This window comes from Brasilonema octagenarum UFV-OR1 (assembly GCF_963888615.1).
In the GTDB taxonomy this organism is placed as follows: domain Bacteria; phylum Cyanobacteriota; class Cyanobacteriia; order Cyanobacteriales; family Nostocaceae; genus Brasilonema; species Brasilonema sennae.
The window spans coordinates 19,711-40,575 of the sequence record NZ_CAWPKW010000089.1; the positions used below are offsets into that span (position 1 = coordinate 19,711).

Genomic DNA, 20,865 nt, shown 5'->3' on the forward strand with positions numbered 1-20,865 from the left:
AAGATCTGAGCCAACCACGGGCGCGATTAACGCTCCCGCAAAATATGAAACAAGCACATTCAGTAAAAAATTCTGAAAAAGAGCGTTTATCAATGTTCATAATGTTTTTTTTAGCGTTTACGACGTTAGTTTTAGTTTAGAACATGTCGTTTATTTATAAATCCTGTATTCAACCTCATCGAGAAGATTACCGCTCTTGTTAGTCTGTTGAAACTCGCGAAATACTTTACCCCCACAACTTTCCGCAATTTTCCGACTGGGAATATTTCTTTTATCAACAGGATAGGAAAGATATTTGTACTCCAAATTCTTATCCACCCAGTCTTTCAATGCATAAATTGCCTCTCTACCAAAACTATTACCGTGAACTGATTTTTTTATCCAAATTCCTAACTCCGGTATATCAGTTTCAATAGCACCAACCTCGCAAATTCCTAAAAACTCCAAAGTATCCTTCTTGAGAATTACCAACACTAGGTCAGTTTTCTTTTCTCGTTGTTGAATCATACCTTTGATGACCTTCTCGGTTTCACTGATATTGTCAGCTGGTTTCGGATACATAAAGGTGGTAATTTCGCTTGTGAATTCCCGAAACACATCTTCTGTGTATTCCAGCGAAATCCCTTGGAGAATTAGTCTTGTACTCTCTAAACTTACTTTTTCTAAGCTTTCCATAAGTTGCGATTTTTGGTTTCTTACTTTGGTTCATCTATAGCAGTCCTAAATCATTTGTGTGAAAGTGCCTGCGCTTGCGCATAAGCTTCTTTTTCTTTTCTTGGCGCTCTTGGCGACGCCAGTCGCCTAGGTCGGGAAACCCTCCTGCAGCGCTGGCTCGTCTTGGCGGTTCGTTAATTTTCACAACTCAGTAGGATTGCTATATATTAATGCTTAAATCATCTGATGCGGTAATGTTCCAACTTTCTTTTTCCAGAGCGTTTCTCACCGCATAATGGTAAATATCTTTAGCTGGCATAGAGAGCGTACATAGCTTGCCATAACATTTCCAGTATAAACAGATCACCTCTGCAACCATTTAGGAAACAATAAAGTATCTTAGTCTTTATTGAGCAGAGGAGAAAATTGGTAAATGTTGAAGCTCAAACGGGGGTTATCACTGCTAGCTACTTTACCCCTAGTCTTTTCACTGAGTGCTTGTGCTGGACAAATAGGAGGAAGTGGTGGAAGTCTGTTGGATACAATCAAAAGCCGTGGTAAGCTCATCTGTGGTGTCAGCGGACAATTGCCAGGATTTAGCTATGTTAAGTCTAACGGTGAATATGCAGGGCTGGATGTGGATGTTTGTCGGGCGATCGCCGCAGCAATTTTTAATGACCCCAACAAAGTAGAGTTCCGCAACTTAAACTCCAAAGAACGTTTTACAGCCTTGCAAACGGGCGAAGTAGATATCCTCAGCCGAAATACCACTTGGAGTATGAGCCGAGACACCTCTATAGGTATAAAATTTACTGCCGTGGTATTTTACGACGGTCAAGGCATAATGGTGAAAAAAAATAGTGGTATTCAGAAGCTAGAAGACCTCAAGGGCAAATCCATCTGTATCGGAACAGGAACCACCAACGAGCAAAACCTGACAGACCAAATGCGGCAACGCGGTGTTAACTACAAGCCTTTGGTCTTTGAAGATGCTAACACGGTTTTTGCCACCTACGAGCAAGGTCGCTGCGAAGGCGTCACTGCAGATCGTTCTCAACTCGTTTCCCGTCGCACCACCCTATCTAAACCGGATGATCATGTTGTTTTAGATACTGTGCTGTCAAAAGAACCTCTTACACCTGCTGTAGTCAATGGAGATTCTAAGTGGTTTGATATGGTGAGATGGACAATTTTTGCTCTTATCAATGCTGAAGAACTCGGAGTCAACTCCCAAAATGTTAGTCAATTAGCAAACAGTAATAACCCAGAAGTGAAGCGCTTGCTAGGTACAGAAGGTAACCTTGGTAAAGGCATGGGTTTAACAAACGACTTCGTAGTTCATATTATCAAAAACGTAGGCAACTATGGTGAAATTTACGAGCGGAATTTAGGGAAAAACTCTGAGTTGAAATTGGAACGCGGTCCAAACAAACTTTGGAATCAAGGTGGTATTCTTTACGCTCCACCCTTTCGATAAATCAGTTATCAGTTATCAGTTACAACATAAAATACGGATCTGTTTCTTTTGTTAACTGTTTACTGTTCACTGTTCACTGACTCCGCTGTTCCCTGTTTACTGTTCACTGTTCACTGTTTTACTATGACTCCAATTTGGCGCAACCGAAAGTTTTTTCCTATTCTCGGTCAGGTAATAGCCGCGTTCATAGTTGCCATAATCGTGATGATACTATGGCACAACCTAATATATAATCTCCACCGGCTAGGTCTCCAGTTAGGATTTGATTTTTTACAATTCCAAGCATCCTTCGATATTGGCGAAACCCCCATTCCCTATAAATCTTCTGACTCCTACAGCCGTGCTTTATTAGTTGGACTAGTCAACTCATTGCGAGTTATAGTTTTTGGTATTATTTTGGCAACAATTATTGGTATTACTGTGGGAGTGGGGCGGCTATCGGATAATTGGTTAGTACGTCAGCTAGCTCTAGTGTATGTCGAAATCTTACGCAATACACCTTTACTTCTGCAATTGTTCTTTTGGTACTTTGCGGTTTTCCTCACTTTGCCAAAAACAGAAAATCAAATTTCCCTACTTGGGTTTATAAATATTAATAATCGAGGAGTTACCCTTCCTTTTGGAATAGAACTTTCTTCTGAATTATCAACACTCATTTTAGGACTAACACTATACACTGGTGCCTTCATCGCCGAAATTGTGAGAGCGGGAATTTTATCAGTTCCTAAAGGACAGTGGGAAGCTGCACGAGCATTAGGTTTTAAGCCGAATCTCATGTTACGGCTAGTGATTTTTCCCCAAGCTTTGCGGCTGATTATTCCACCATTAACCAGTCAGTATCTTAATTTAGCGAAGAATTCTAGTTTAGCAATTGCGATCGGTTATCCTGATATTTACTTTGTCGCCTCCACAACTTTTAACCAAACAGGTCGATCTGTAGAAGTTATTCTGTTAATTATGGTTACCTATCTGACCATTAGCCTGATCATCTCTTCAGGGATGAATTTGTTAAACCGTAGCGTGCAACTCAAGGAAAGATGAGTTTTTTAAAATGAGTTCTTTTAAAAGTCAAAAACCCACTATCTTACAATGGCTACAGAAAAATCTGTTTAACAACTGGTACAACAGTATTCTCACTGTTGTCTGTCTCTGGTTGCTCTTTTTTGGTATCAAAGGTGTCCTGACTTGGGTATTGACTCAAGCAAAATGGCAAGTCATCACAGCCAATTTATCTTTATTTTTTGTTGGTCGTTTTCCACAACAACTTTACTGGCGATTGTGGCTGTCACTGTTTATTATCCTCGCTCTGACTGGCTTGTCATGGGGAACTTTTACAAAACGCTTACCCCGTCAAATGAACAGTTGGTTACCACTTGGCTGGGCGCTTTCTTTTCCAATTATCCTATGGCTGATTGGGGGAGGCTTTGGACTGCAACCAGTAGAAAGCAATTTGTGGAATGGTTTGTTGCTGACTTTGGTGATGGCGGTAATTAGTATTGTTCTCTCTTTTCCTTTGGGTGTTTTATTAGCATTGGGGCGTCAAAGTCAGCTACCTGTTGTGCGTTGGTTTAGTATCCTCTACATTGAAATTATCCGAGGACTGCCACTGATTGGAGTTTTGTTCTTTGCTCAAGTGATGTTATCCTTGTTCCTACCAGTAGAATACCGTTTAGACAGAGTCCTAAGGGGAATTGCTGGTTTAATTTTCTTTAGTGCTGCTTATTTAGCAGAAAATGTACGTGGTGGTCTTCAATCAATTCCACGCGGACAAATTGAAGCTGCTAAAGTACTAGGGTTGAATGCTCCTTTAACAGTTTTACTCATTGTTCTTCCCCAAGCGCTACGTGCTGTTATTCCAGCCCTTGTTGGTCAATTTATTGGTTTGTTTAAAGATACTTCTTTGTTATCAATTGTTGGATTATTGGAATTAACAGGAATTTCTCGTGCTATCCTGGCTCAACCTCAATTTATTGCCCGCTATGCAGAAGTCTATTTATTCATTGCATTTATTTATTGGGTCTTTTGCTATTCCATGTCGCTAGCTTCTCGACGCTTAGAAAAGGAATTGGGTGTGGGTCAAAGGTAATAGAAAAATGAGGTATATGACTATAATTTTGATGCTTATAATTAACCAGATCGAGTTTAAACAGTGATATAAAAGGAAAAGAAACACAATTCCTCTTCTGTTGTGTTCACTGTTTCCTGTATTCTTGAGAGTACTATTACTTTAAAAACAAACTCTAAACTTTTTATAAAAAATGAGACTTAGCTTGAAAAAGCAGTTAATGGAATTCATTTCCTTAGTCCTGGCAGTATTTGTGACGATTACAGCAGTACCCTTTGCTTATTCTCAAACAAATGCTACAAATGGTAATCCAGTTGATGGAATTCCTGTCGTTGTGGGGGATGATCAAATTTTTGTAATCCAGGCACGAATTGGATCATTCTCAGTAGCAGAGCGCTCGCAAGCAGTCAACACTAGACTCCAAGCCCTAGCTGAGGATGTATCTATTCCAGTTACGGCGCTGAAGACTCAGGAAGAAGAAAATAGTGTCAATATATTAGCAGGAGAAAAAGTACTTTTTACAGTTACAGAGGCAGATGCTAAAGCCGCAGGCAAACTTAGACAAGAACTTGCGCGTGAGTATACTAGCAAGATTCAAACTGTGATTAAAAAATATAGACAAGAACATAGCTTAAAGTACATCTTGTTTGGAGTTTTTTATAGCGTCATTGCCACGATTACTTTATTAATCCTATTTAAATTACTTCATCAGGGCTTTGCCCGAATTTTTGCCAGACTTAATCATCATGAACAAACAGTTCCAGCGATGAGAATCGACAATTTTGAGTTGCTATCTGAAGCTCAGGTTGCCTCTCTACTGACTCGCTTCGCTGAGTTAGTTCGCCTAGCTCTCTGGCTGTGTATTCTAGCAGTTTATTTCACCCTTGTTATCAGCTTCTTCCCTTGGACAAGGGGATTGGAAGGCGTCATAGTTCACAACCTGGTTGTTGCTGTTAAGAGTGCGTGGGAGGGTTTTTTAGCCTATCTCCCAAAATTGTTGATGATTGCTGTGATTATCGTTGTTACTTACTATATCCTTCGCTTTACCCGGCTGGTTCTCAAAGCCTTAGGCAGGGATAGGACTTTCCCCTGGTTTTATCCAGAGTGGGCAGAACCCACCTACAAGTTAGCAACATTTTTAATTATCGCTTTGGCAGCAGTGGTGGTGTTTCCTTATCTACCTGGAGCAAAATCTCCTGCATTTCAAGGTATTTCTATTTTTCTGGGGCTTTTGTTGTCACTTGGTTCTTCCGCTGCGGTTGCAAACATTGTTGCTGGCGTAATTCTCATTTACACGCGATCGTTTCAGGTTGGTAATCGCGTCAAAATTGGCGATGCTATTGGAGATGTTGCAGAAAAGACACTTCTGGTAACGCGGATTCGTACTGTCAAGAATGTGGTAATCACAATTCCCAATTCAACAGTTCTCAATAGCCAGGTGACTAACTATAGCGCCTTAGTTCAAGACTCCGACACACCGCTTGTTTTGCACACAAAATTAACACTGCGTTATGACATACCCTGGCGAAAAGTCCACGAAGTCTTAATTAACGCAGGTCTTGCCACTCAACACATCTTGAAAGATCCTACACCGTTCGTGTTACAAACCAGTTTAGATGATTTCTATGTTAGCTATGAGTTGAATGCCCACACTAAAAAACCCCACATCATGGCAAGAATCTACTCAGAATTGCATCAGAACATCCAAGACAAGTGTAACGAAGCAGGCATTGAAATCCTCTCGCCTCAATACTATGCGATCCGGGATGGCAATCAGATCACCATTCCGGAAAACTATCTTTCTCAAGACTACACAGCACCCGGTTTTAAAATTTCTTCTCCAAGTAATGGCTTCAATCAACCCGACTCACAGAAGTGATCGTCGGCTCAAATCTCATGAGTCATAATAAAAGTGAGAAAATGGAGTAGAACTTTTAACTAATAACTCATGAAAAAATAATTATGAACCAACAAAAGCCTATTATTATTGCCCAAGATATCCACAAGTGGTATGGTAAGTTTCACGTTCTCCAAGGGGTTAGCTTAACTGTTAATCGTGGAGAAGTCGTAGTACTGATGGGACCTTCTGGTTCGGGAAAATCGACTTTTATTCGCACCTTTAATGCTTTAGAAGAATATCAACAGGGACGAATTGAAATTGATGGAATTGACCTTACGAATGACCTACGAAATATTGAGGCAATTCGGCGAGAAGTCGGGATGGTGTTTCAACAGTTCAACTTGTTTCCTCATTTGACAGTATTGCAAAATATCACTTTGGCACCAACTTGGGTGCGCAAGTGGACCAAAGTCAAAGCAGAAGAAACGGCGATGCAGTTGCTAGAACGAGTCGGAATTTTGGAACAAGCACAGAAATATCCAGGACAGTTGTCAGGTGGACAGCAGCAACGAGTAGCTATTGCAAGAGCATTAGCTATGCAGCCTAAAGTTATGCTTTTTGATGAACCCACTTCCGCTTTAGATCCGGAGATGGTGCGGGAGGTTTTGGACGTTATCAAAACCCTTGCTGCTGATGGTATGACAATGGTTGTTGTCACCCATGAAGTTGGATTTGCTCGCGAAGCTGCTGACCGCGTGATCTTAATGGATAGCGGTACGATTGTAGAGGAAGCCACACCAAGTATTTTCTTTCAAAGTCCCAAGCACGATCGCACTCGCAAATTCCTATCTCAAATTCTTTAACAAAACCTCAATATCATTGAAACACAAGTAAGTGCGAGAAACGTAGTCTTAACAGACGTAACAAACGCAACCAGCTTTTTGCTGGCTGTTCAAAAAATGTGAAAATATCGCCGTAACCCTGCTGGAGCATCGCCTTCATGATGTTCTCAGTAATCTCACGTTATAGTGTGTTATTTATTTGTTGATTTTATATAACTTTATTCTTGAAGCTCTTTTCTATCCTGCTTGAATGTAAATTGATATTAGACACAAATTCGAGCAAAAAGAAATCTTATGAAGAGAACATTATATTATCATCAGCAATCACATTTTTCTCGAAAGATCCGAATATTGTTGGCAGAGAAAAATTTGATATGTGAACTAATTGAAATTAATTTAGTTAATAAACCCCCTGAATTTATCAAAATTTATCCCATTGCTAAAGTACCTGTTTTTGTGGATGAAGATGGCACAGCTATTTGGGACTCAACACTAATTGCAGAGTATCTAGACGAAACCTATCCACAACCAAATTTTTATCCAAGCGCTCCTCGTCAAAAACTTGAGTGTCGTAAATGGGAAGAACTGGCAGATACTTTAGGTGAGAATGTTATCAATCTGTGGGTATTAAACTTGACGGGCGATATAGCTCCTACTTATTATCGGACAAAATATGAAACATTAATTAATCGCCTTTTACCAATTTTTGAAGAACAACTGCGAACTGCTAAATATTTGTTAGGCGGCGAAAGTTGGACTGTAGCAGACGTAGCAGCGTTATGTTCTCTAGGTTACTACAGCCTGCGCTTAAATGAGGATTGGCTTCTTGAGTACCCTCATTTGAGAGAATGGTTTGAGAGATTACACGAGTGTGAGTCAGTCAAGTCAACTATTCCTAGAAAAACTTGAGGTGCTCGCAACTTAAATGCAGACAATGCAAAAAGAATAAAGATGGAATTTCGATTGAGTTAAGTAAGTCGGTACAAATAAACCGAACTCTGTAACAGAATGTAAAATGCACGAAATCCTTGCGATTGCTGAGTCCCAAGGGGACACGCTGCGCTTATCTGCGCACTCGCAAATTCCTATCTCAAATTCTCTAATAAAACCTCAATATCATTGAGATACAAGCGAGTGCGAGAAACGCAACCTCAACAGACGTAACAAACGCAACCAGCCTTTAGCTGGCTGTTCAAAAAATGTGAAAATATCGCCATAACCCTGGTTAGTTTTTTGGTGATGTTCCCAATGTCTTTCTGGAGTCGTGATAAACAGAATTCGGCATAAAATCTCTACTAACTTTGGAGTTTGCCAACCCAAGGTAGTCGTGTGTCTCCACCATACATGAAACTGACCAAACAGCAGCCCACACACAACACCTATGGGAGAGAAAAACCATAAAACTGCTGCTACGAGTAAATAAGGTAAAGCACCCAAAATACCATCCAGAAGAACTTGGGAATTAAAAGTTAGGATGGCATAATGGCGAAAACTCTTTTTGTAGGAGTGGTGAGTTCGTAAGTGAAGGATACCAAAAACGTGTTCAGGTACGTGATAGCAAAAAGTAGAAAGGAAGTCACCAATAATAAGGAGTATCCAAGTACACGCGATCGCCTTAAACATTAATTTCATCCTCAAATGTTTAGTAATAACCACCACACAAAGAATCTAAATTTTCTGCTGTCAGTATTTCCATGGACATATCCTGATTGACGAAAAACAAAATATACAAAAAATCAGTACCGTGAAGTACCTTGCAAGGATTCTCGCTCTCGACTGGAATTCTTAGGTTTTGTTGATTTTGCTTTGAATGACAGTTTTAGACTGACTTGTTTTGTGGAATATTTATTGATGATTTTGCATATTGCTAAAAATCTATCGATTTTCCGTATTTTATCACAGTTATATTAAATCCGCTATCATAACCCTCTCTTAACCCTTGCATAGTGCGGCTATACGAGATTAGTCAGCGTATGCGCGAAGGAAGCGCACACTGACTAGTGAAAAAAGTGGGCATGACTCAGATTTAGTATTATTCCTTAGATAGAGTAAGGTACTAAGAGCAAAAGTTAAGTTAAAATTTGCACAAATTTCGGTTAAAATTTCCTCGTGGATATAAGCAAAAGCCTAACGGAGGTCGCCTACCTTTGGCTTACGCTCCAAAGATGGAATTTCGATTGAGTTATGTCAAAATATCGACCACAAATCAGGATTTGCTTCCTTGGTGAATCATTTGTCAACGGTACTGGTGATCCTGAGTTTCTTGGATGGACTGGAAGAATCTGTGTTCATGCTGCGAGAAAAGGCTATGATATCACCTTCTATAATTTAGGAGTTAGGCGGGAAACGAGTACACAGCTAAGACAACGTTGGTTAAAAGAAGTTTCTTATCGTTTACCAAAAGAGTATGATGGCAGAGTTGTATTTTCTTTTGGGGTGAATGATACAACACTGATAAATGGTAAACCTCGTGTTGAATTAGCAGATTCAATAGAAAATGTCCGCAGTATTTTGAGTACAGCTAAACAGTTGTATCCTGTTTTAATGGTTGGTCCACCACCATGTGCAGATGAAGAACAAGATGGAAGAGACCACAGAATAGTGAATTTATCTAAACAGTTTGCTGTGGTTTGTGATCAACTCAATATACCTTATCTAGATATTTTTCCTATTTTGCAAAAGTCAAATATTTGGCAAGATGAAGCAAGAAACAATGATGGTGCTCATCCTAGAGCAGGTGGTTACGCAGAATTTGCAGAAATCGTGCAAAGTTGGGACGGTTGGTTAAATTGGTTTGATCTATAAAACATCTCGTCAAACAGCGTAGCCTTTGAAAATAGCAGTGATCACAAGCACCAGGGTGAGAAAAATAACTGTTTTTGCTAAAATAATTTACATTATTTTATGTTAAGTTACAAATTGTTTCAGAATGCGCGTATTTTAACAAGACCGATATGAAGGCAGTTCTCAACTCGGATACCTCACAACTCACTCGACTATTTTCTAACCTTGAACTCTATGGAAATAAACTCAATCATCAACCAGGTAGTGTTTTAGGAAGTACTGCACTTGTCGCTGGAACGACTGTTGGTGCTGGTATCCTCGCATTACCTGCGGTAACTCTGCCATCTGGTGTTGTACCATCGACAGTTCTACTTGTTGCTGTTTGGGTCTACACTTTAGTTTCAGGTCTTTTGATTGCAGAGGTGACTTTAAACACGATGCGTCTTGTCGGCAGTTCGGGTTCAGGTTTGTTGGTGATGGTTGAGAGGACGCTTGGGAAGCTGGGTGCGCGCTTTGCTGGTGGTGCGTATCTGTTCTTGCACTATGCCTTGCTTGTTGCTTATGTTAGCCAAGGTGGAAAGATTTTAATATCTGCTGTTGAAAAAGTGTTAGGTGTGCAGAATAATCTGCCTGCTTGGGTGGGGACAACGGCGTTCACTCTGGTATTTGGTGGGATCATGTACCTTGGGCGAGAAAGATTTGTAGAGAAATTAAACAGCGCGTTTGTAGCGATTGTCCTTGCTTCATTTGTTGGACTATTAGTGTTGGCAGGAACGCAGCTTAAGACTTCCTCTTTCTCATTTCAAGATTGGAGTGCGCTTCCTGCAGCCGTTTCAGTGATGTTTGTGGCGCTCTTTTACAGTAACGTTGTGCCAACAGTTGTCACTCAACTCGAAGGTGATGTCCGTAAAATACGTCAGTCCATCTTCATTGGTTCTGCGATTCCCTTAATCATGTTCTTGGCTTGGAATGCCGTGATTTTGGGAAGCGTCAGCACTGATATGCTACAAGGCACTTCTGGTGGCGGAACTGTTTTTGATCCACTGCAAATTCTGCGTGATGGTGGTGCAGGAGAATGGTTAGGAGTGTTAGTGTCCGTTTTCTCTGAGTTTGCAATTGTCACATCATTTATTGGATTTGTGTATGGCTTGCTGGATTTGTTCAAAGATATTTCAGCATCTAATGAGCCTGCTAAACGTCTACCGCTTTTTTCACTGATTCTTTTTCCGCCTATGAGTCTTGGGGCGCTTAATCCTAGCATCTTCTTGGCTGCTCTAGACTATGCTGGAACGTTCAGTATTTCAGTTTTAGGTGGAATTATTCCGGCATTGATGACTTGGAAGCAACGTCAAGAGCAGGAACAATCAAATAGCATGAGTCAACCGCTTGTTCCTGGTGGTAAAGTGACGCTGATTGCAATGATTGGCGTTGCGTTGGTTGTGATCGGGAAACAAGTGGTGTTAATGTGGGGTTCGTTTGGACACTAATTGTTTGGACTGCTTCCCGAACTCTCGTCCCTATGTCCTATGGAACAGGCTGCGCTCAGCACGTTCTATCAAGCCTGGTATGTAACATTTTGCTTGATATTAGCATCTTTGCAGTAGACAAAAATTGAAAAATCATTAAGACATGTTGAATGGAAACTGTCTTGGTGAGAAGATTACTCAGTCAGTAATTCTATTGCTCCAGTACTTTCTATAACTAATAAAGAAAAATTGATGCAGTAGTAAAACTGACGACTGTTTAAGCAAAACTACTAGTGCAGTACGGCAGAAATATCTGTTGAGTTTTTGAAAGCTCAAAACCAGATGTTATGAGTGTAACTCTGTTTTGCCTGATGGCACTAGTTGAGATGGGTAAAATGTGTCAGGCTGCGCCCGCATTTTACCCATCTCAAGCTGTAATTTAAGTAATCCCAGGAGAAATTATGTCTCTAGAAGACGTCAAAGCATTCTACCAAAGACTAGGAACTGACGAAGCTTTTCGTACCCAAATTCAAGGGGTTGATAGTAAGGATCAATGTAGCCAAACGGTCAAAAGTGCTGGCTATGATTTCACCCAAGAAGAATTGCAAGAATATACAGCCGAACTGTTAGAGTTAGCTGCTGATGAGGACGAACTGGCAGATTTAGACGAAAAAGAATTGGCAACTGTTTTTGGTGGATTTATTGCACAGCCGCTGTATGGAGTCATTTATGAACCACCCATTGGTCGGCCACCCATTAAGCCACCCATTAAGTGGCCACCCATTAAGCCACCCATTGCTCAGCCTTTATATGGAGTTGTTCAGCCTTTATATGGAGTTATAAGGCCAGCAGATGAAATTTAAGTAAGTTTGAGCAATAAGCTTGTGTTTTTTGGGACGGATGCAGTTAAGTCCGTCCCTATCTGAATAAATTAGCTGAGGGTATTTCAATGACCTAGCATTTGGCTTGATATTAGCTTATTGGCAGGAGGCATTGAATCTAAACTGTCTAGGTGAGAAAATTATTAACAATGTTATACTGCTTACATGTTTTCACTTAAGCAGTAGAAAACAATTGATGCCGTCGTAAAACTGACGGCTGGTTAAGCAAAACTATTAGTGCAGCACGGCAGAATGCTGAAATATTTATTGCAGCATGGTTGCGTAATCGCACTAGTTGTATTTAACTCATCCTAAGAGGAATTATGTCTCTAGAAAACGTCAAAGCATTTTACCAAAGACTAGGAACTGACGAAGCTTTTCGTACCCAAGTTCAAGGAGCTAACACTAAGGATGAATGTAGCCAAACGGTTAAAAGTGCTGGCTATGATTTCACCCAAGAAGAGTTGAAAGAATATACAGCCGAACTGTTGGAGTTAAGTGCTGATGAGGACGAACTGGCAGAGTTAGACGAAAAAGAATTGGTAACTATTTTTGGTGGGATTGCTGCGCGATCTGAGCTATGGCTGCCCACTCCTTCTTTTCTGCCTCTATATGGAGTTGTGGTACGGCTAGAAGAATAATTTCAAGGAAGTTTAAGTAATAAGCTTAAGTTTCTTGGGACGGATGCAAGTAAGTCCGTCCCTATCTGAATAAATTAGCTGAGGATATTTCAATGACCTATCGCAGAATCAGTTATGCGGTTTGGGAAATAACGCTGAAGTGCAATTTAGCTTGTCAGCACTGCGGTTCTCGTGCTGGGCACACAAGGGCGAAAGAACTTTCGACAGAAGAAGCCCTTGATTTAGTCAAACAAATGGCGGAAGTCGGGATTACAGAAGTCACCATCATTGGGGGTGAGGCTTTCCTCCGTCCTGATTGGTTGGAAATTGCCTCTGCGATTACCAATGCTGGAATGCGTTGTGGCATGACGACTGGTGGTTATGGCATCACCTTGGATACAGCACGCCGGATGAAGGAAGCTGGAATTAGTGTAGTGTCTGTTTCGGTTGATGGCTTAGAAGCGACTCATGATCGTCTCCGGGGTAGAAAAGGCTCTTGGGAATGGGCGTTTAAGACCATGAGCCATCTTAAGGAAGCTGGTATTATCTTTGGCTGCAACACTCAAATAAATCGCCTATCTGCACCGGAATTTCCCCAAATCTACGAGCGTATCCGCGATGCTGGCATTTTTGCTTGGCAGATTCAGTTAACAGTCCCAATGGGCAATGCAGCGGATAATAGTGACATTCTGCTGCAACCATATGAACTGCTTGATGTCTATCCAATGATAGCTCGTGTTGCTCAACGCGCCCAGGAAGAAGGAGTGCAGGTTCAGCCAGGAAACAATATCGGCTATTACGGTCCCTACGAACGACTGCTGCGGGGAGGACATGCTTGGGCTTTCTGGCAGGGATGCAACGCCGGACTGGCTACTTTGGGCATTGAAGCCGATGGTGCAATCAAAGGTTGTCCTTCACTGCCGACTTCCGCATACACCGGAGGTAACATCCGCGACCACTCACTGCGAACAATCATTGAAGAGGCAGAGGAATTACGATTTAATCTCGGAGCTGATACTCCTAAAGGGACAGATCATCTTTGGGGTTTCTGCAAGACTTGTGAATTTGCTCAACTCTGTCGTGGTGGTTGCTCTTGGACTGCTCATGTTTTCTTTGACAAAAGAGGTAATAATCCTTACTGTCATCACCGTGCTTTAACGCAAGCAAAACGCGGTGTTCGCGAGCGAGTGTTTCTCCAACATAAGGCGCAGGGAAACCCGTTTGATAATGGCGAGTTTGCTCTGGTTGAGGAAGCTATTGATGCTCCTTTGCCAGTCAATGATCCACTTCAGTTTAGTGGCGATCGCATTCAATGGTCACAAAGTTGGCAACAAGAATTATCAGTCCCTTCATTAACAACTCATTAATCATGTCTGAAGAAAATACAACTATTACTGACTCCCAAACTCAGGTAGACTCTCAAGCACCCCTGTTACCTCGTTTAGCTTGGAGTAATCAGATAGCTTATTTGCGAGTTGTTTTAAAAGCGAAGAGGGCTTTAGACAGAATAGAAAAGGAAGCAGGTTTAAATGTGTTGGAAAGTTAAAAACCAGAGGCGACTGTCAAAAATAGCCCAAATATAACTTATGGTGAACTCAATCTTTTTTGGCTTGCTTTCTTACGCTTGATTGGGTTCATCCAAACTTCTAGACGAGAGAAAAATTGGGATGCTGCTAAGGTGAGAACCAGATAAACCAACGCAACTGCAGTGTAAATCTCGAAAGAACGATAAGTATCAGCTACAATTAATTGACCGCGTCGAAATAATTCTTCAAAGCCGATAACTGCTACCAGACTGGTATCTTTAAGCAAGGTAATAAATTCATTTCCAAGTGGTGGAATCATACGGCGCAACGCTTGGGGAAAGATGATGTAGCGCATGGTTTGCACTTGACTCATACCCAGCGAGTTTGCGGCTTCTGCTTGTCCTGGTTCAATAGATTGAATTCCAGCACGAACAATTTCACCTATATATGCAGCAGAGTTGAGACTCAAAGCAACCACAGCAGCAAGTAAACGGTCAAAACGCAGAGGTATGCCAATGCTTTGAGCCAGTGCTGGCAAACCAAAGTAAATCATAAAAATCTGCACAAGCAAAGGCGTACCACGAAAAAAATCAACATAAGCGCGAGTTATCCAGCGCAAGGGTACAAGGGGCGAAAGTCGGGCAATTCCGATCAACGAACCGCCAATCATACCAAAAACAACTGAAAGCGCGGTAATCTCAAGTGTGACGACAGCACCAACAAGTAAATTTGGTAGGGCGTTGAGAATGATAGTTAAACTTTGAATCATTGTTAAGTAAGTTGGTACAACAATACCTTCGCCAATTACGAAGGGTGGACACAGGGTTCAGCTTTATGGATGCAACCCAAACAAGATATCTTGTGGAAAATTTGGGTCAATAAAATTGGCGATTGTTTTTGTGTAAGCAATTTTATCGTCTCATGCACATATTTATGATCGCGACAATATGCCTTAAGGTCAACAATGCCGTAATCCGGATTGTCGTGACGAAACTGGGCTAGCAATTGATGGAAATCGCATCTTAACCTTAGTGCCATTCGGCTTAATCCCAAGTTTTCAGGTTGTGAGGATAAAGCAAGAATAATACTTAAGGGAGAGAATAACTTAAAAGATAATCGCTTAATTGTTGGTAATAGGCTTTTAATTATGGAAGGAGAGGATTTTGCACAGGAATCTTCACAACCGTTTTAGTAATCTTAGCAGGAGAAAACCCGAACCAGAAAAGCTAGAGGAAATGCAACTTGGGCTACTAGAAGAATCAACCCTAGATATTAACTATCTTGTGTTGATTGTCGGCTCCTGCGCCATTGCCACCTTTGGACTACTCTCCAATAGTGCGGCTGTGATTATAGGTGCCATGATTGTTGCTCCCCTAATGTTACCTATTAGGGGGCTGGCATTTGCGGCATTAGCAGGCAACAAGTAGACAATTTTTCACTACTTAAGGCGCTATGTCAAGCCCAAAATTACCGAAGTAAGACTATTTTCAAAAATCAAAAGATAGTTTATCAGGCTTAAGGAGAACGAATATGTCAAATGACTTAAATTCCTACTTACCTACACCGAGTAAACAACGATTTGCAGCCACCTTCGGCGTAGTAAGACCGATTAGCTTCTGGGTACAGTTAGCACTAGGCGCTGTTTCTGGCTTGGCTTTGGCGTTGGCTATATTTAGCCGTAATTCCACTGTCCAAACAACGACGAATTCGGTCATGGGGTTTGGAGTCTTTTTGGGTATTATTGGAATTTTAGTGCTGTGTTTCAGGGTCTATTGGGTCAACCGCTACAGGCGTTTAGACAAACTTTTACAGTCGCCTAATCGTGAATTACATCCAAGGAAAGAGGACGTAATTCAAGTATTACAAATTGGATTAATCGTTAGTTTGATAGGGCTATTGTTAGCTTTTTTAGCATCTGAAGTGACCGTTATTGCTGTATTATCGAAATCTCTAGCTCTGCCTCAAGGAGTAGCAGTCTATAGACCGGAAAATGTCATTCGTTCCCTAGATCTTTTTGTAGTTTTGGCAAACGTCAATCTGATTGGCGCTCACCTTGTAGGAGGCGCTACTTCACTTGGGCTGGTTAACTGGTTAGATCAATAAAAAATAGCAGTAAGCAGTCAGTTTAACATAGCTGACCGCTTTTTCTTTTCTGGGACATTTCCACTTCTTTGATAGTGTAACTTTTTTTGTGCGTAAATCTGAAAGTTAACTCATCAGGACTGTCATTAATCATTAGTCATTAGTCACTAGTTAGGAATTTTCACCTCCCTCTGTGTGTCCCTCCCTCCTTCCCTCAAGAAGTAGAAGCTGGCGCAGTCTCTGGTAGTTGCGGAGGTTCTGTATTGAACCACTTCTTGTAAATTTGCGCGTAAGTACCGTCTGAAATTATCTTTGCAAGAGCTGTGTTGATGGCGTTGAGGTTGGGAGAATTTTTCGGCAAAGCAATACCATAGTATTCTTCGGTGAGCAGTTGACCAACTACCTTTAGACCTTTGATGTTACCACTCTTGATAGCTTCTATTGTCACAGGAGCATCGTTGATGACAGCATCTACATTACCATTTGCCAATTCTTGCAAAGCTAAAGGGGCAGAGTCGAATTCCCGAACTTGAGCACCAGAGATACTTTTAGCTTTTTTAGATCCGGTTGTGCCAATTTGGACAGCAATTTTCTTGCCTTTGAGACTATCTAGGTTGGTGATAGTTGTGTTGTCTTGACGGACTGCGATCGCCAACCCTGCTCTAAAATATGGTCGAGAAAAAGATACTGCTTGAGCACGTTCTGGGGTGATAGTAATTGAACTGATAGCAGCATCAATAGTATTTGCTTGAAGTCCTGGTATTATACCATCAAAAGGTAGACTTTGGAACTCAATCGTTAATCCAGCGGCTTGTCCCGCTGCTTTGATCAGATCAATATCAAAGCCTACGAGTTCATTGCCCGAACCTTTGGACTCAAAAGGCGGAAAAGCAGGTTCTGTAGCAACTTTAATTGTTTTTCCTGCTGTAGCTGTTTGTGAATTACCCTTAGAAGTACTGCTAGTATTGCTGCCTGAACAAGCTGACAAAATCGCAGCCGTACCTAAACCAGTTAAGAAATATTTTATGAAATGCGATCGCCCCATAAGAGCCGGTGCTTTGCGCGATAGCTTAGCTGCTGCGCTCCGCGCAGATCGCGTCACTTTTGGCTGGAACATGGTTTTTTGCCAAATAAATTATTGATAACAGAAATTATATGTTCTAAAAATCAAATTTTAAGGTATTACAGAAGCGAGCAATGAGTTCTTATAATAATTTGTAGTGCAACAGATATCGAAAATGGACAACTCCTCCTCTGCAATTGTCTTTGAAAATATTGAAAAGAGTTATGGTTCCCTAAAAGTTCTCAAGGGGATTACTGGCAAGATAGAACGAGGAGAAGTCGTCGCAGTCATTGGTGCTTCTGGTTGTGGCAAAAGTACTTTACTCCGCTGCTTCAACCGTTTGGAAGCTATTGATTCTGGGCGTTTACTAGTCAACAATGTTGATGTATCACAACCGAATTTTAGCAACAGGCAACTACGCCAACTGCGAACACAAGTCGGCATGGTTTTCCAGCAGTTTAACTTGTTTCCTCATTTAAGCGTACTAGAAAATCTGACACTTGCGCCGCGTCAAGTGCTGGGGAAATCAGCGAAAGAAAGTGCACAATTGGCAGGACTTTATCTCGAAAAAGTTGGACTTTTTGACAAAGCATCTGCATATCCAGAACAACTTTCCGGAGGACAAAAGCAACGAGTTGCTATTGCCCGCAGTTTGTGTATGAATCCCCAAGTTATGCTTTTTGATGAACCAACCAGCGCCTTAGATCCGGAACTTGTGGGTGAAGTGTTGCAAGTCATGCAACAATTAGCAGCAGAGGGTATGACGATGGTCGTTGTCACTCATGAAATGCAATTTGCCCGTGAGGTGGCGCATCGAGTTATCTTTTTGGATCAAGGTGTTGTGGTAGAACAAGGATCGCCTCACCAAGTTCTCTCTCATCCAGAAAGCGATCGCTTACGTACTTTTCTAAGTCGTCTGAATGCCAAAGAATTGGATGTTACAGGTTAAAAGAAACTTATACCAATTCCATATGAAAAGGTATCAGTTGGTAGAGCATGTATAACTTTTGGGAGATGTTTTATCAAACAGCATCTCTTAACTTGAAAACATAAAAGGATATAGAAGAATTACAAATTAACATCTGGTTAAAAAGTGAAAAATTATTGAACCGTTTATTAGTCATATTTTGTAACATTAAATATTTATCAAATAAATTTTATTTAAGAGAGAATAAAGAATCCAATAATGAAATACCTTGTTTCTATATTAAAAAGCACTTTTCCTTTACTCACATTTGTTAGTGGTGTCTTTTATATTAACAGTGCGATCGCGGCTGAAACTGTTGTTTTTAAGTATGGTATATTTCGTGAAACAGTACCAGTAAGTGAACTAACAGCCTTAGCTGAAACTGGAGAGCTTTCGCAAAAGCTAAGGTTCTTCTTTAATCAAGCCGATCAAGACCCTCAACCAGTTCGCAATACCTTAACACGAGAAGTTAATGCTAACCCAGTGACGTTGGATCGTGTACTGAATAATCGTATTGGTATATTTTTATTAGACCAGATTAGTCAGACAATTCATACTCCCTCAGGGAACGCAGACAGACAAGCTTTGCGATCATCTTTAGTACTGTCAGCTAGTAAAGACAAAAAAGTGTCATTGATTGAAATCATTCAAAATTACCCAACCACAGAAGTTCACATTGAGGGTAAACGTCTTGTGCGCACATATGAGCAACTCAATCTTCTTGCACAATGGTTACAAAATGTACTCTATAATAATGTACGCCAATCTTTCAAATAAGTATGTAGCTGTTCTATATAAGTTCTAAATTGATTCAACAATACTATTTTACTAATACTTATAACAAACGTTTTCTATGACTTTTCTTATTGAGAGATCATAGATATTATTAGTTGCAAATATTAAGAAAGACATTATCGAATAGGGTGTAGGGGTCGAATGTATTGGTATTCAAACCCCAACCAATCGTAAACACCACCCGTTGACCTTTTTTGAATTTGAGCCCGAAGGGCAAGTGACGGTGGGGTTTTAGACCCCATTGCTCCTAGGTGTGGAGTGTACAAAACATCAAATATTCCCCCACACCTGACACCCTACACCCCACACCCAGAGGAGCGAAGCGATGATAAAAGTTATATGATATTACCTTATGCCTAAAACAATAAAACTATAATAATCTATTTATTGAATTGGTATTAAAGCCAAAAAACTTCCTTTATTTAGGTAAACCTTTTGGGTGAGGCGTTAACACGACTCTTAAGTGTAGTATAATTGTAGTTTTTTCGTCTTAGGAGGTGTACAATTATGATGCCAAAATTTGAATACAGCCAACTTATCAAAGAGGACATTCAGCGGCTGGGGAATATTCTTGAGCAGTGTTTTCTGATGTCGCCAGGTGATAGCGAAATTTTTATCAATCGCACCGGTTTAGAAAACTTTTATGTTCTTCGTGCAGGAAAGCAAGTTGCTGGTGGATTAGCGACTATTTTAATGCCTCAGTGGTGGGGTGGTGAACGTGTACTTATGGCGGGAATAGCTGCAGTAGGAATTGCTCCAGAATATCGCGGAGATGGAGCAGCATTAACTATGATGCAGCACACTGTTAAAGAACTCCACGCGAAGGGAGTACCCATCTCCACTCTTTATCCAGCGACTCAACGCCTATACCGAAAAGCAGGGTATGAACAGGGGGGTATCTCTTCTATTTGGGAAGTTCCTACTCAAAGCATTTTAGTGAAGGAACAGCCGCTAGCAGTTGGCGCTGTTGCAGGTGATCATGAAATCTTTCGTGAACTCTATCAGCAGCAAGCAAAGCTCAACAATGGATTCGTAGAGCGACATCAAAGTCTCTGGGAGCGTATATTCAAACCAGATGAGAAGGAAACAATTTACGCCTATCTAATCGGTTGTGCAGAACAACCCCAAGGTTACATCATCATCAGTCAGCACCAAGATCAGGATGGCTCTTTTATAAAAGTCAGAGATTTTGTAGTTATGACAACCGCTGCAGCACAAACTTTTTGGAATTTTCTTGCCAAGCATCGCTCTCAAATTCAAAATGTGCGATGGAAAGGTTCTGCTACGGAATCTCTAACTTTACTCTTACCAGAGCAAACCGCCAAGCAAAAGTCTACTAGCTATTGGATGCTGCGTGTGATTGATGTAGTCAAAGCGCTAGAAAAGCGTGGTTATCCACCAGGAATTCAAGCAGAACTGCACTTGGAAATCCAAGATGACTTACTCGCTGAAAATAATGGTAAATTTATTCTGTCTGTTGCCAATGGACGCGGTGAAGTTACCAGTGGAGGAAAAGGCGAAATGAAGCTAGATATTAGAGGATTAGCACCTCTCTACACAGGCTTATTTACCCCGCAACAATTGCAACTTGCAGGACAACTTGATGCTACAGAAACAGCAAGGTTTGCAGCGACTCAAATATTTGCAGGCACAGCCCCTTGGATGGCTGATTTCTTTTAACAGTTAACAGTTAACAGTTATCAGTAAAGAGTGCTTTTTTGCTTGGGTAACCGTCGAACTAACACTCGCTGCAACTGACGCCTGGTACTGATTTAAGGTTTTGTTTTTTGATGAATGACTAAT

20 protein-coding genes and 4 pseudogenes are annotated in these 20,865 nt (G+C 41.0%); 17 read left to right on the forward strand and 7 right to left on the reverse strand.

Annotation, left to right across the window (positions count from 1 at the left end):
• Positions 1 to 150: 150 nt before the first annotated feature.
• Genes AC5590_RS06610 through AC5590_RS06620 form a run of 3 tightly spaced genes read right to left on the reverse strand, consistent with a single transcriptional unit; the run spans position 151 to position 1,033 of the window.
• Complete coding sequence (locus AC5590_RS06610) at positions 151 to 675, reverse strand: GNAT family N-acetyltransferase (protein ID WP_169263388.1); 525 nt, start codon at positions 673 to 675, stop codon at positions 151 to 153.
• 34 nt (positions 676 to 709) lie between these two features.
• The gene (locus AC5590_RS06615; protein WP_211178280.1) at positions 710 to 859 is read right to left on the reverse strand and encodes a hypothetical protein; all 150 of its coding nucleotides are present in this window, start codon (positions 857 to 859) and stop codon (positions 710 to 712) included.
• Positions 860 to 874: 15 nt separating this feature from the next.
• A complete protein-coding gene (locus tag AC5590_RS06620) occupies positions 875 to 1,033 on the reverse strand; it encodes an element excision factor XisH family protein (RefSeq protein ID WP_348982680.1) in 159 nt (52 codons plus the stop codon).
• Between the two features lie 54 nt (positions 1,034 to 1,087).
• Here AC5590_RS06620 and AC5590_RS06625 point away from each other — a divergent pair, with 54 nt between their 5' ends.
• The 5 genes from AC5590_RS06625 to AC5590_RS06645 all read left to right on the forward strand — a co-directional run bounded on the left by AC5590_RS06625 (position 1,088) and on the right by AC5590_RS06645 (position 6,899).
• Positions 1,088 to 2,131, forward strand: coding sequence for an amino acid ABC transporter substrate-binding protein (locus AC5590_RS06625; RefSeq protein ID WP_169263390.1), 1,044 nt, complete (start codon positions 1,088 to 1,090; stop codon positions 2,129 to 2,131).
• 123 nt (positions 2,132 to 2,254) lie between these two features.
• Positions 2,255 to 3,172, forward strand: a complete 918-nt coding sequence (locus tag AC5590_RS06630) for an amino acid ABC transporter permease (protein ID WP_169263391.1) — start codon at positions 2,255 to 2,257, stop codon at positions 3,170 to 3,172.
• A 10-nt stretch (positions 3,173 to 3,182) separates the two neighbouring features.
• Positions 3,183 to 4,217 (forward strand): amino acid ABC transporter permease, encoded by a 1,035-nt coding sequence (locus AC5590_RS06635; protein WP_169263392.1) that lies wholly within the window; start codon positions 3,183 to 3,185, stop codon positions 4,215 to 4,217.
• Between the two features lie 199 nt (positions 4,218 to 4,416).
• Positions 4,417 to 6,075 carry a mechanosensitive ion channel family protein gene (locus AC5590_RS06640; protein ID WP_248277140.1) on the forward strand — a complete coding sequence of 553 codons (1,659 nt, stop codon included), beginning with the start codon at positions 4,417 to 4,419 and terminating at the stop codon, positions 6,073 to 6,075.
• 83 nt (positions 6,076 to 6,158) lie between these two features.
• Positions 6,159 to 6,899, forward strand: coding sequence for an amino acid ABC transporter ATP-binding protein (locus AC5590_RS06645; RefSeq protein WP_169263394.1), 741 nt, complete (start codon positions 6,159 to 6,161; stop codon positions 6,897 to 6,899).
• Between the two features lie 13 nt (positions 6,900 to 6,912).
• Here AC5590_RS06645 and AC5590_RS06650 read toward each other — a convergent pair.
• Positions 6,913 to 7,017 (reverse strand): annotated as a pseudogene (locus AC5590_RS06650) (fatty acid hydroxylase); the annotation flags it as partial.
• 155 nt (positions 7,018 to 7,172) lie between these two features.
• On the opposite strand from AC5590_RS06650, the gene AC5590_RS06655 reads away from it, so the two are divergent.
• Positions 7,173 to 7,787 (forward strand): glutathione S-transferase family protein, encoded by a 615-nt coding sequence (locus tag AC5590_RS06655; protein WP_169263395.1) that lies wholly within the window; start codon positions 7,173 to 7,175, stop codon positions 7,785 to 7,787.
• 207 nt (positions 7,788 to 7,994) lie between these two features.
• Here AC5590_RS06655 and AC5590_RS06660 read toward each other — a convergent pair whose 3' ends face one another.
• Positions 7,995 to 8,501 (reverse strand): sterol desaturase family protein, encoded by a 507-nt coding sequence (locus tag AC5590_RS06660; RefSeq protein WP_169263445.1) that lies wholly within the window; start codon positions 8,499 to 8,501, stop codon positions 7,995 to 7,997.
• A 561-nt stretch (positions 8,502 to 9,062) separates the two neighbouring features.
• Between AC5590_RS06660 and AC5590_RS06665 the strand changes: the two genes are divergently transcribed.
• From AC5590_RS06665 to AC5590_RS06690, 6 genes are all read left to right on the forward strand, one after another.
• Positions 9,063 to 9,683 carry a GDSL-type esterase/lipase family protein gene (locus tag AC5590_RS06665; RefSeq protein ID WP_169263396.1) on the forward strand — a complete coding sequence of 207 codons (621 nt, stop codon included), beginning with the start codon at positions 9,063 to 9,065 and terminating at the stop codon, positions 9,681 to 9,683.
• Positions 9,684 to 9,832: 149 nt separating this feature from the next.
• Positions 9,833 to 11,149 (forward strand): amino acid permease, encoded by a 1,317-nt coding sequence (locus tag AC5590_RS06670; RefSeq protein WP_169263397.1) that lies wholly within the window; start codon positions 9,833 to 9,835, stop codon positions 11,147 to 11,149.
• A gap of 440 nt (positions 11,150 to 11,589) precedes the next feature.
• A complete protein-coding gene (locus AC5590_RS06675) occupies positions 11,590 to 11,991 on the forward strand; it encodes a Nif11-like leader peptide family natural product precursor (protein WP_169263398.1) in 402 nt (133 codons plus the stop codon).
• A 341-nt stretch (positions 11,992 to 12,332) separates the two neighbouring features.
• Positions 12,333 to 12,650 carry a Nif11-like leader peptide family natural product precursor gene (locus AC5590_RS06680; RefSeq protein ID WP_169263399.1) on the forward strand — a complete coding sequence of 106 codons (318 nt, stop codon included), beginning with the start codon at positions 12,333 to 12,335 and terminating at the stop codon, positions 12,648 to 12,650.
• A gap of 92 nt (positions 12,651 to 12,742) precedes the next feature.
• On the forward strand, positions 12,743 to 13,996 hold the full coding sequence (locus AC5590_RS06685; protein WP_169263400.1) for a nif11-class peptide radical SAM maturase 3: 1,254 nt from the start codon (positions 12,743 to 12,745) through the stop codon (positions 13,994 to 13,996).
• 2 nt (positions 13,997 to 13,998) lie between these two features.
• The gene (locus AC5590_RS06690) at positions 13,999 to 14,175 is read left to right on the forward strand and encodes a hypothetical protein (protein ID WP_169263401.1); all 177 of its coding nucleotides are present in this window, start codon (positions 13,999 to 14,001) and stop codon (positions 14,173 to 14,175) included.
• A gap of 38 nt (positions 14,176 to 14,213) precedes the next feature.
• Here the strand turns inward: AC5590_RS06690 and AC5590_RS06695 are convergent.
• Positions 14,214 to 14,915: pseudogene (locus tag AC5590_RS06695) on the reverse strand (amino acid ABC transporter permease); the annotation flags it as partial.
• A gap of 403 nt (positions 14,916 to 15,318) precedes the next feature.
• On the opposite strand from AC5590_RS06695, the pseudogene AC5590_RS06700 reads away from it, so the two are divergent.
• Both AC5590_RS06700 and AC5590_RS06705 read left to right on the forward strand, forming a co-directional pair.
• Positions 15,319 to 15,576 (forward strand): annotated as a pseudogene (locus tag AC5590_RS06700) (DUF389 domain-containing protein); the annotation flags it as partial.
• 109 nt (positions 15,577 to 15,685) lie between these two features.
• Positions 15,686 to 16,258: a DUF3611 family protein gene (locus AC5590_RS06705; RefSeq protein ID WP_169263403.1), complete on the forward strand. Its 573-nt coding sequence runs from the start codon at positions 15,686 to 15,688 to the stop codon at positions 16,256 to 16,258.
• 199 nt (positions 16,259 to 16,457) lie between these two features.
• Here AC5590_RS06705 and AC5590_RS06710 read toward each other — a convergent pair.
• A pseudogene (locus AC5590_RS06710) lies at positions 16,458 to 17,282 on the reverse strand (basic amino acid ABC transporter substrate-binding protein); the annotation flags it as partial.
• 193 nt (positions 17,283 to 17,475) lie between these two features.
• Between AC5590_RS06710 and AC5590_RS06715 the strand changes: the two are divergent.
• The 3 genes from AC5590_RS06715 to AC5590_RS06725 all read left to right on the forward strand — a co-directional run bounded on the left by AC5590_RS06715 (position 17,476) and on the right by AC5590_RS06725 (position 20,742).
• Positions 17,476 to 18,249 carry an amino acid ABC transporter ATP-binding protein gene (locus AC5590_RS06715; protein WP_169263404.1) on the forward strand — a complete coding sequence of 258 codons (774 nt, stop codon included), beginning with the start codon at positions 17,476 to 17,478 and terminating at the stop codon, positions 18,247 to 18,249.
• A 237-nt stretch (positions 18,250 to 18,486) separates the two neighbouring features.
• On the forward strand, positions 18,487 to 19,044 hold the full coding sequence (locus tag AC5590_RS06720) for an alpha/beta hydrolase (RefSeq protein ID WP_169263405.1): 558 nt from the start codon (positions 18,487 to 18,489) through the stop codon (positions 19,042 to 19,044).
• A 525-nt stretch (positions 19,045 to 19,569) separates the two neighbouring features.
• Positions 19,570 to 20,742 (forward strand): GNAT family N-acetyltransferase, encoded by a 1,173-nt coding sequence (locus AC5590_RS06725; protein WP_169263406.1) that lies wholly within the window; start codon positions 19,570 to 19,572, stop codon positions 20,740 to 20,742.
• Positions 20,743 to 20,865: the final 123 nt, after the last annotated feature.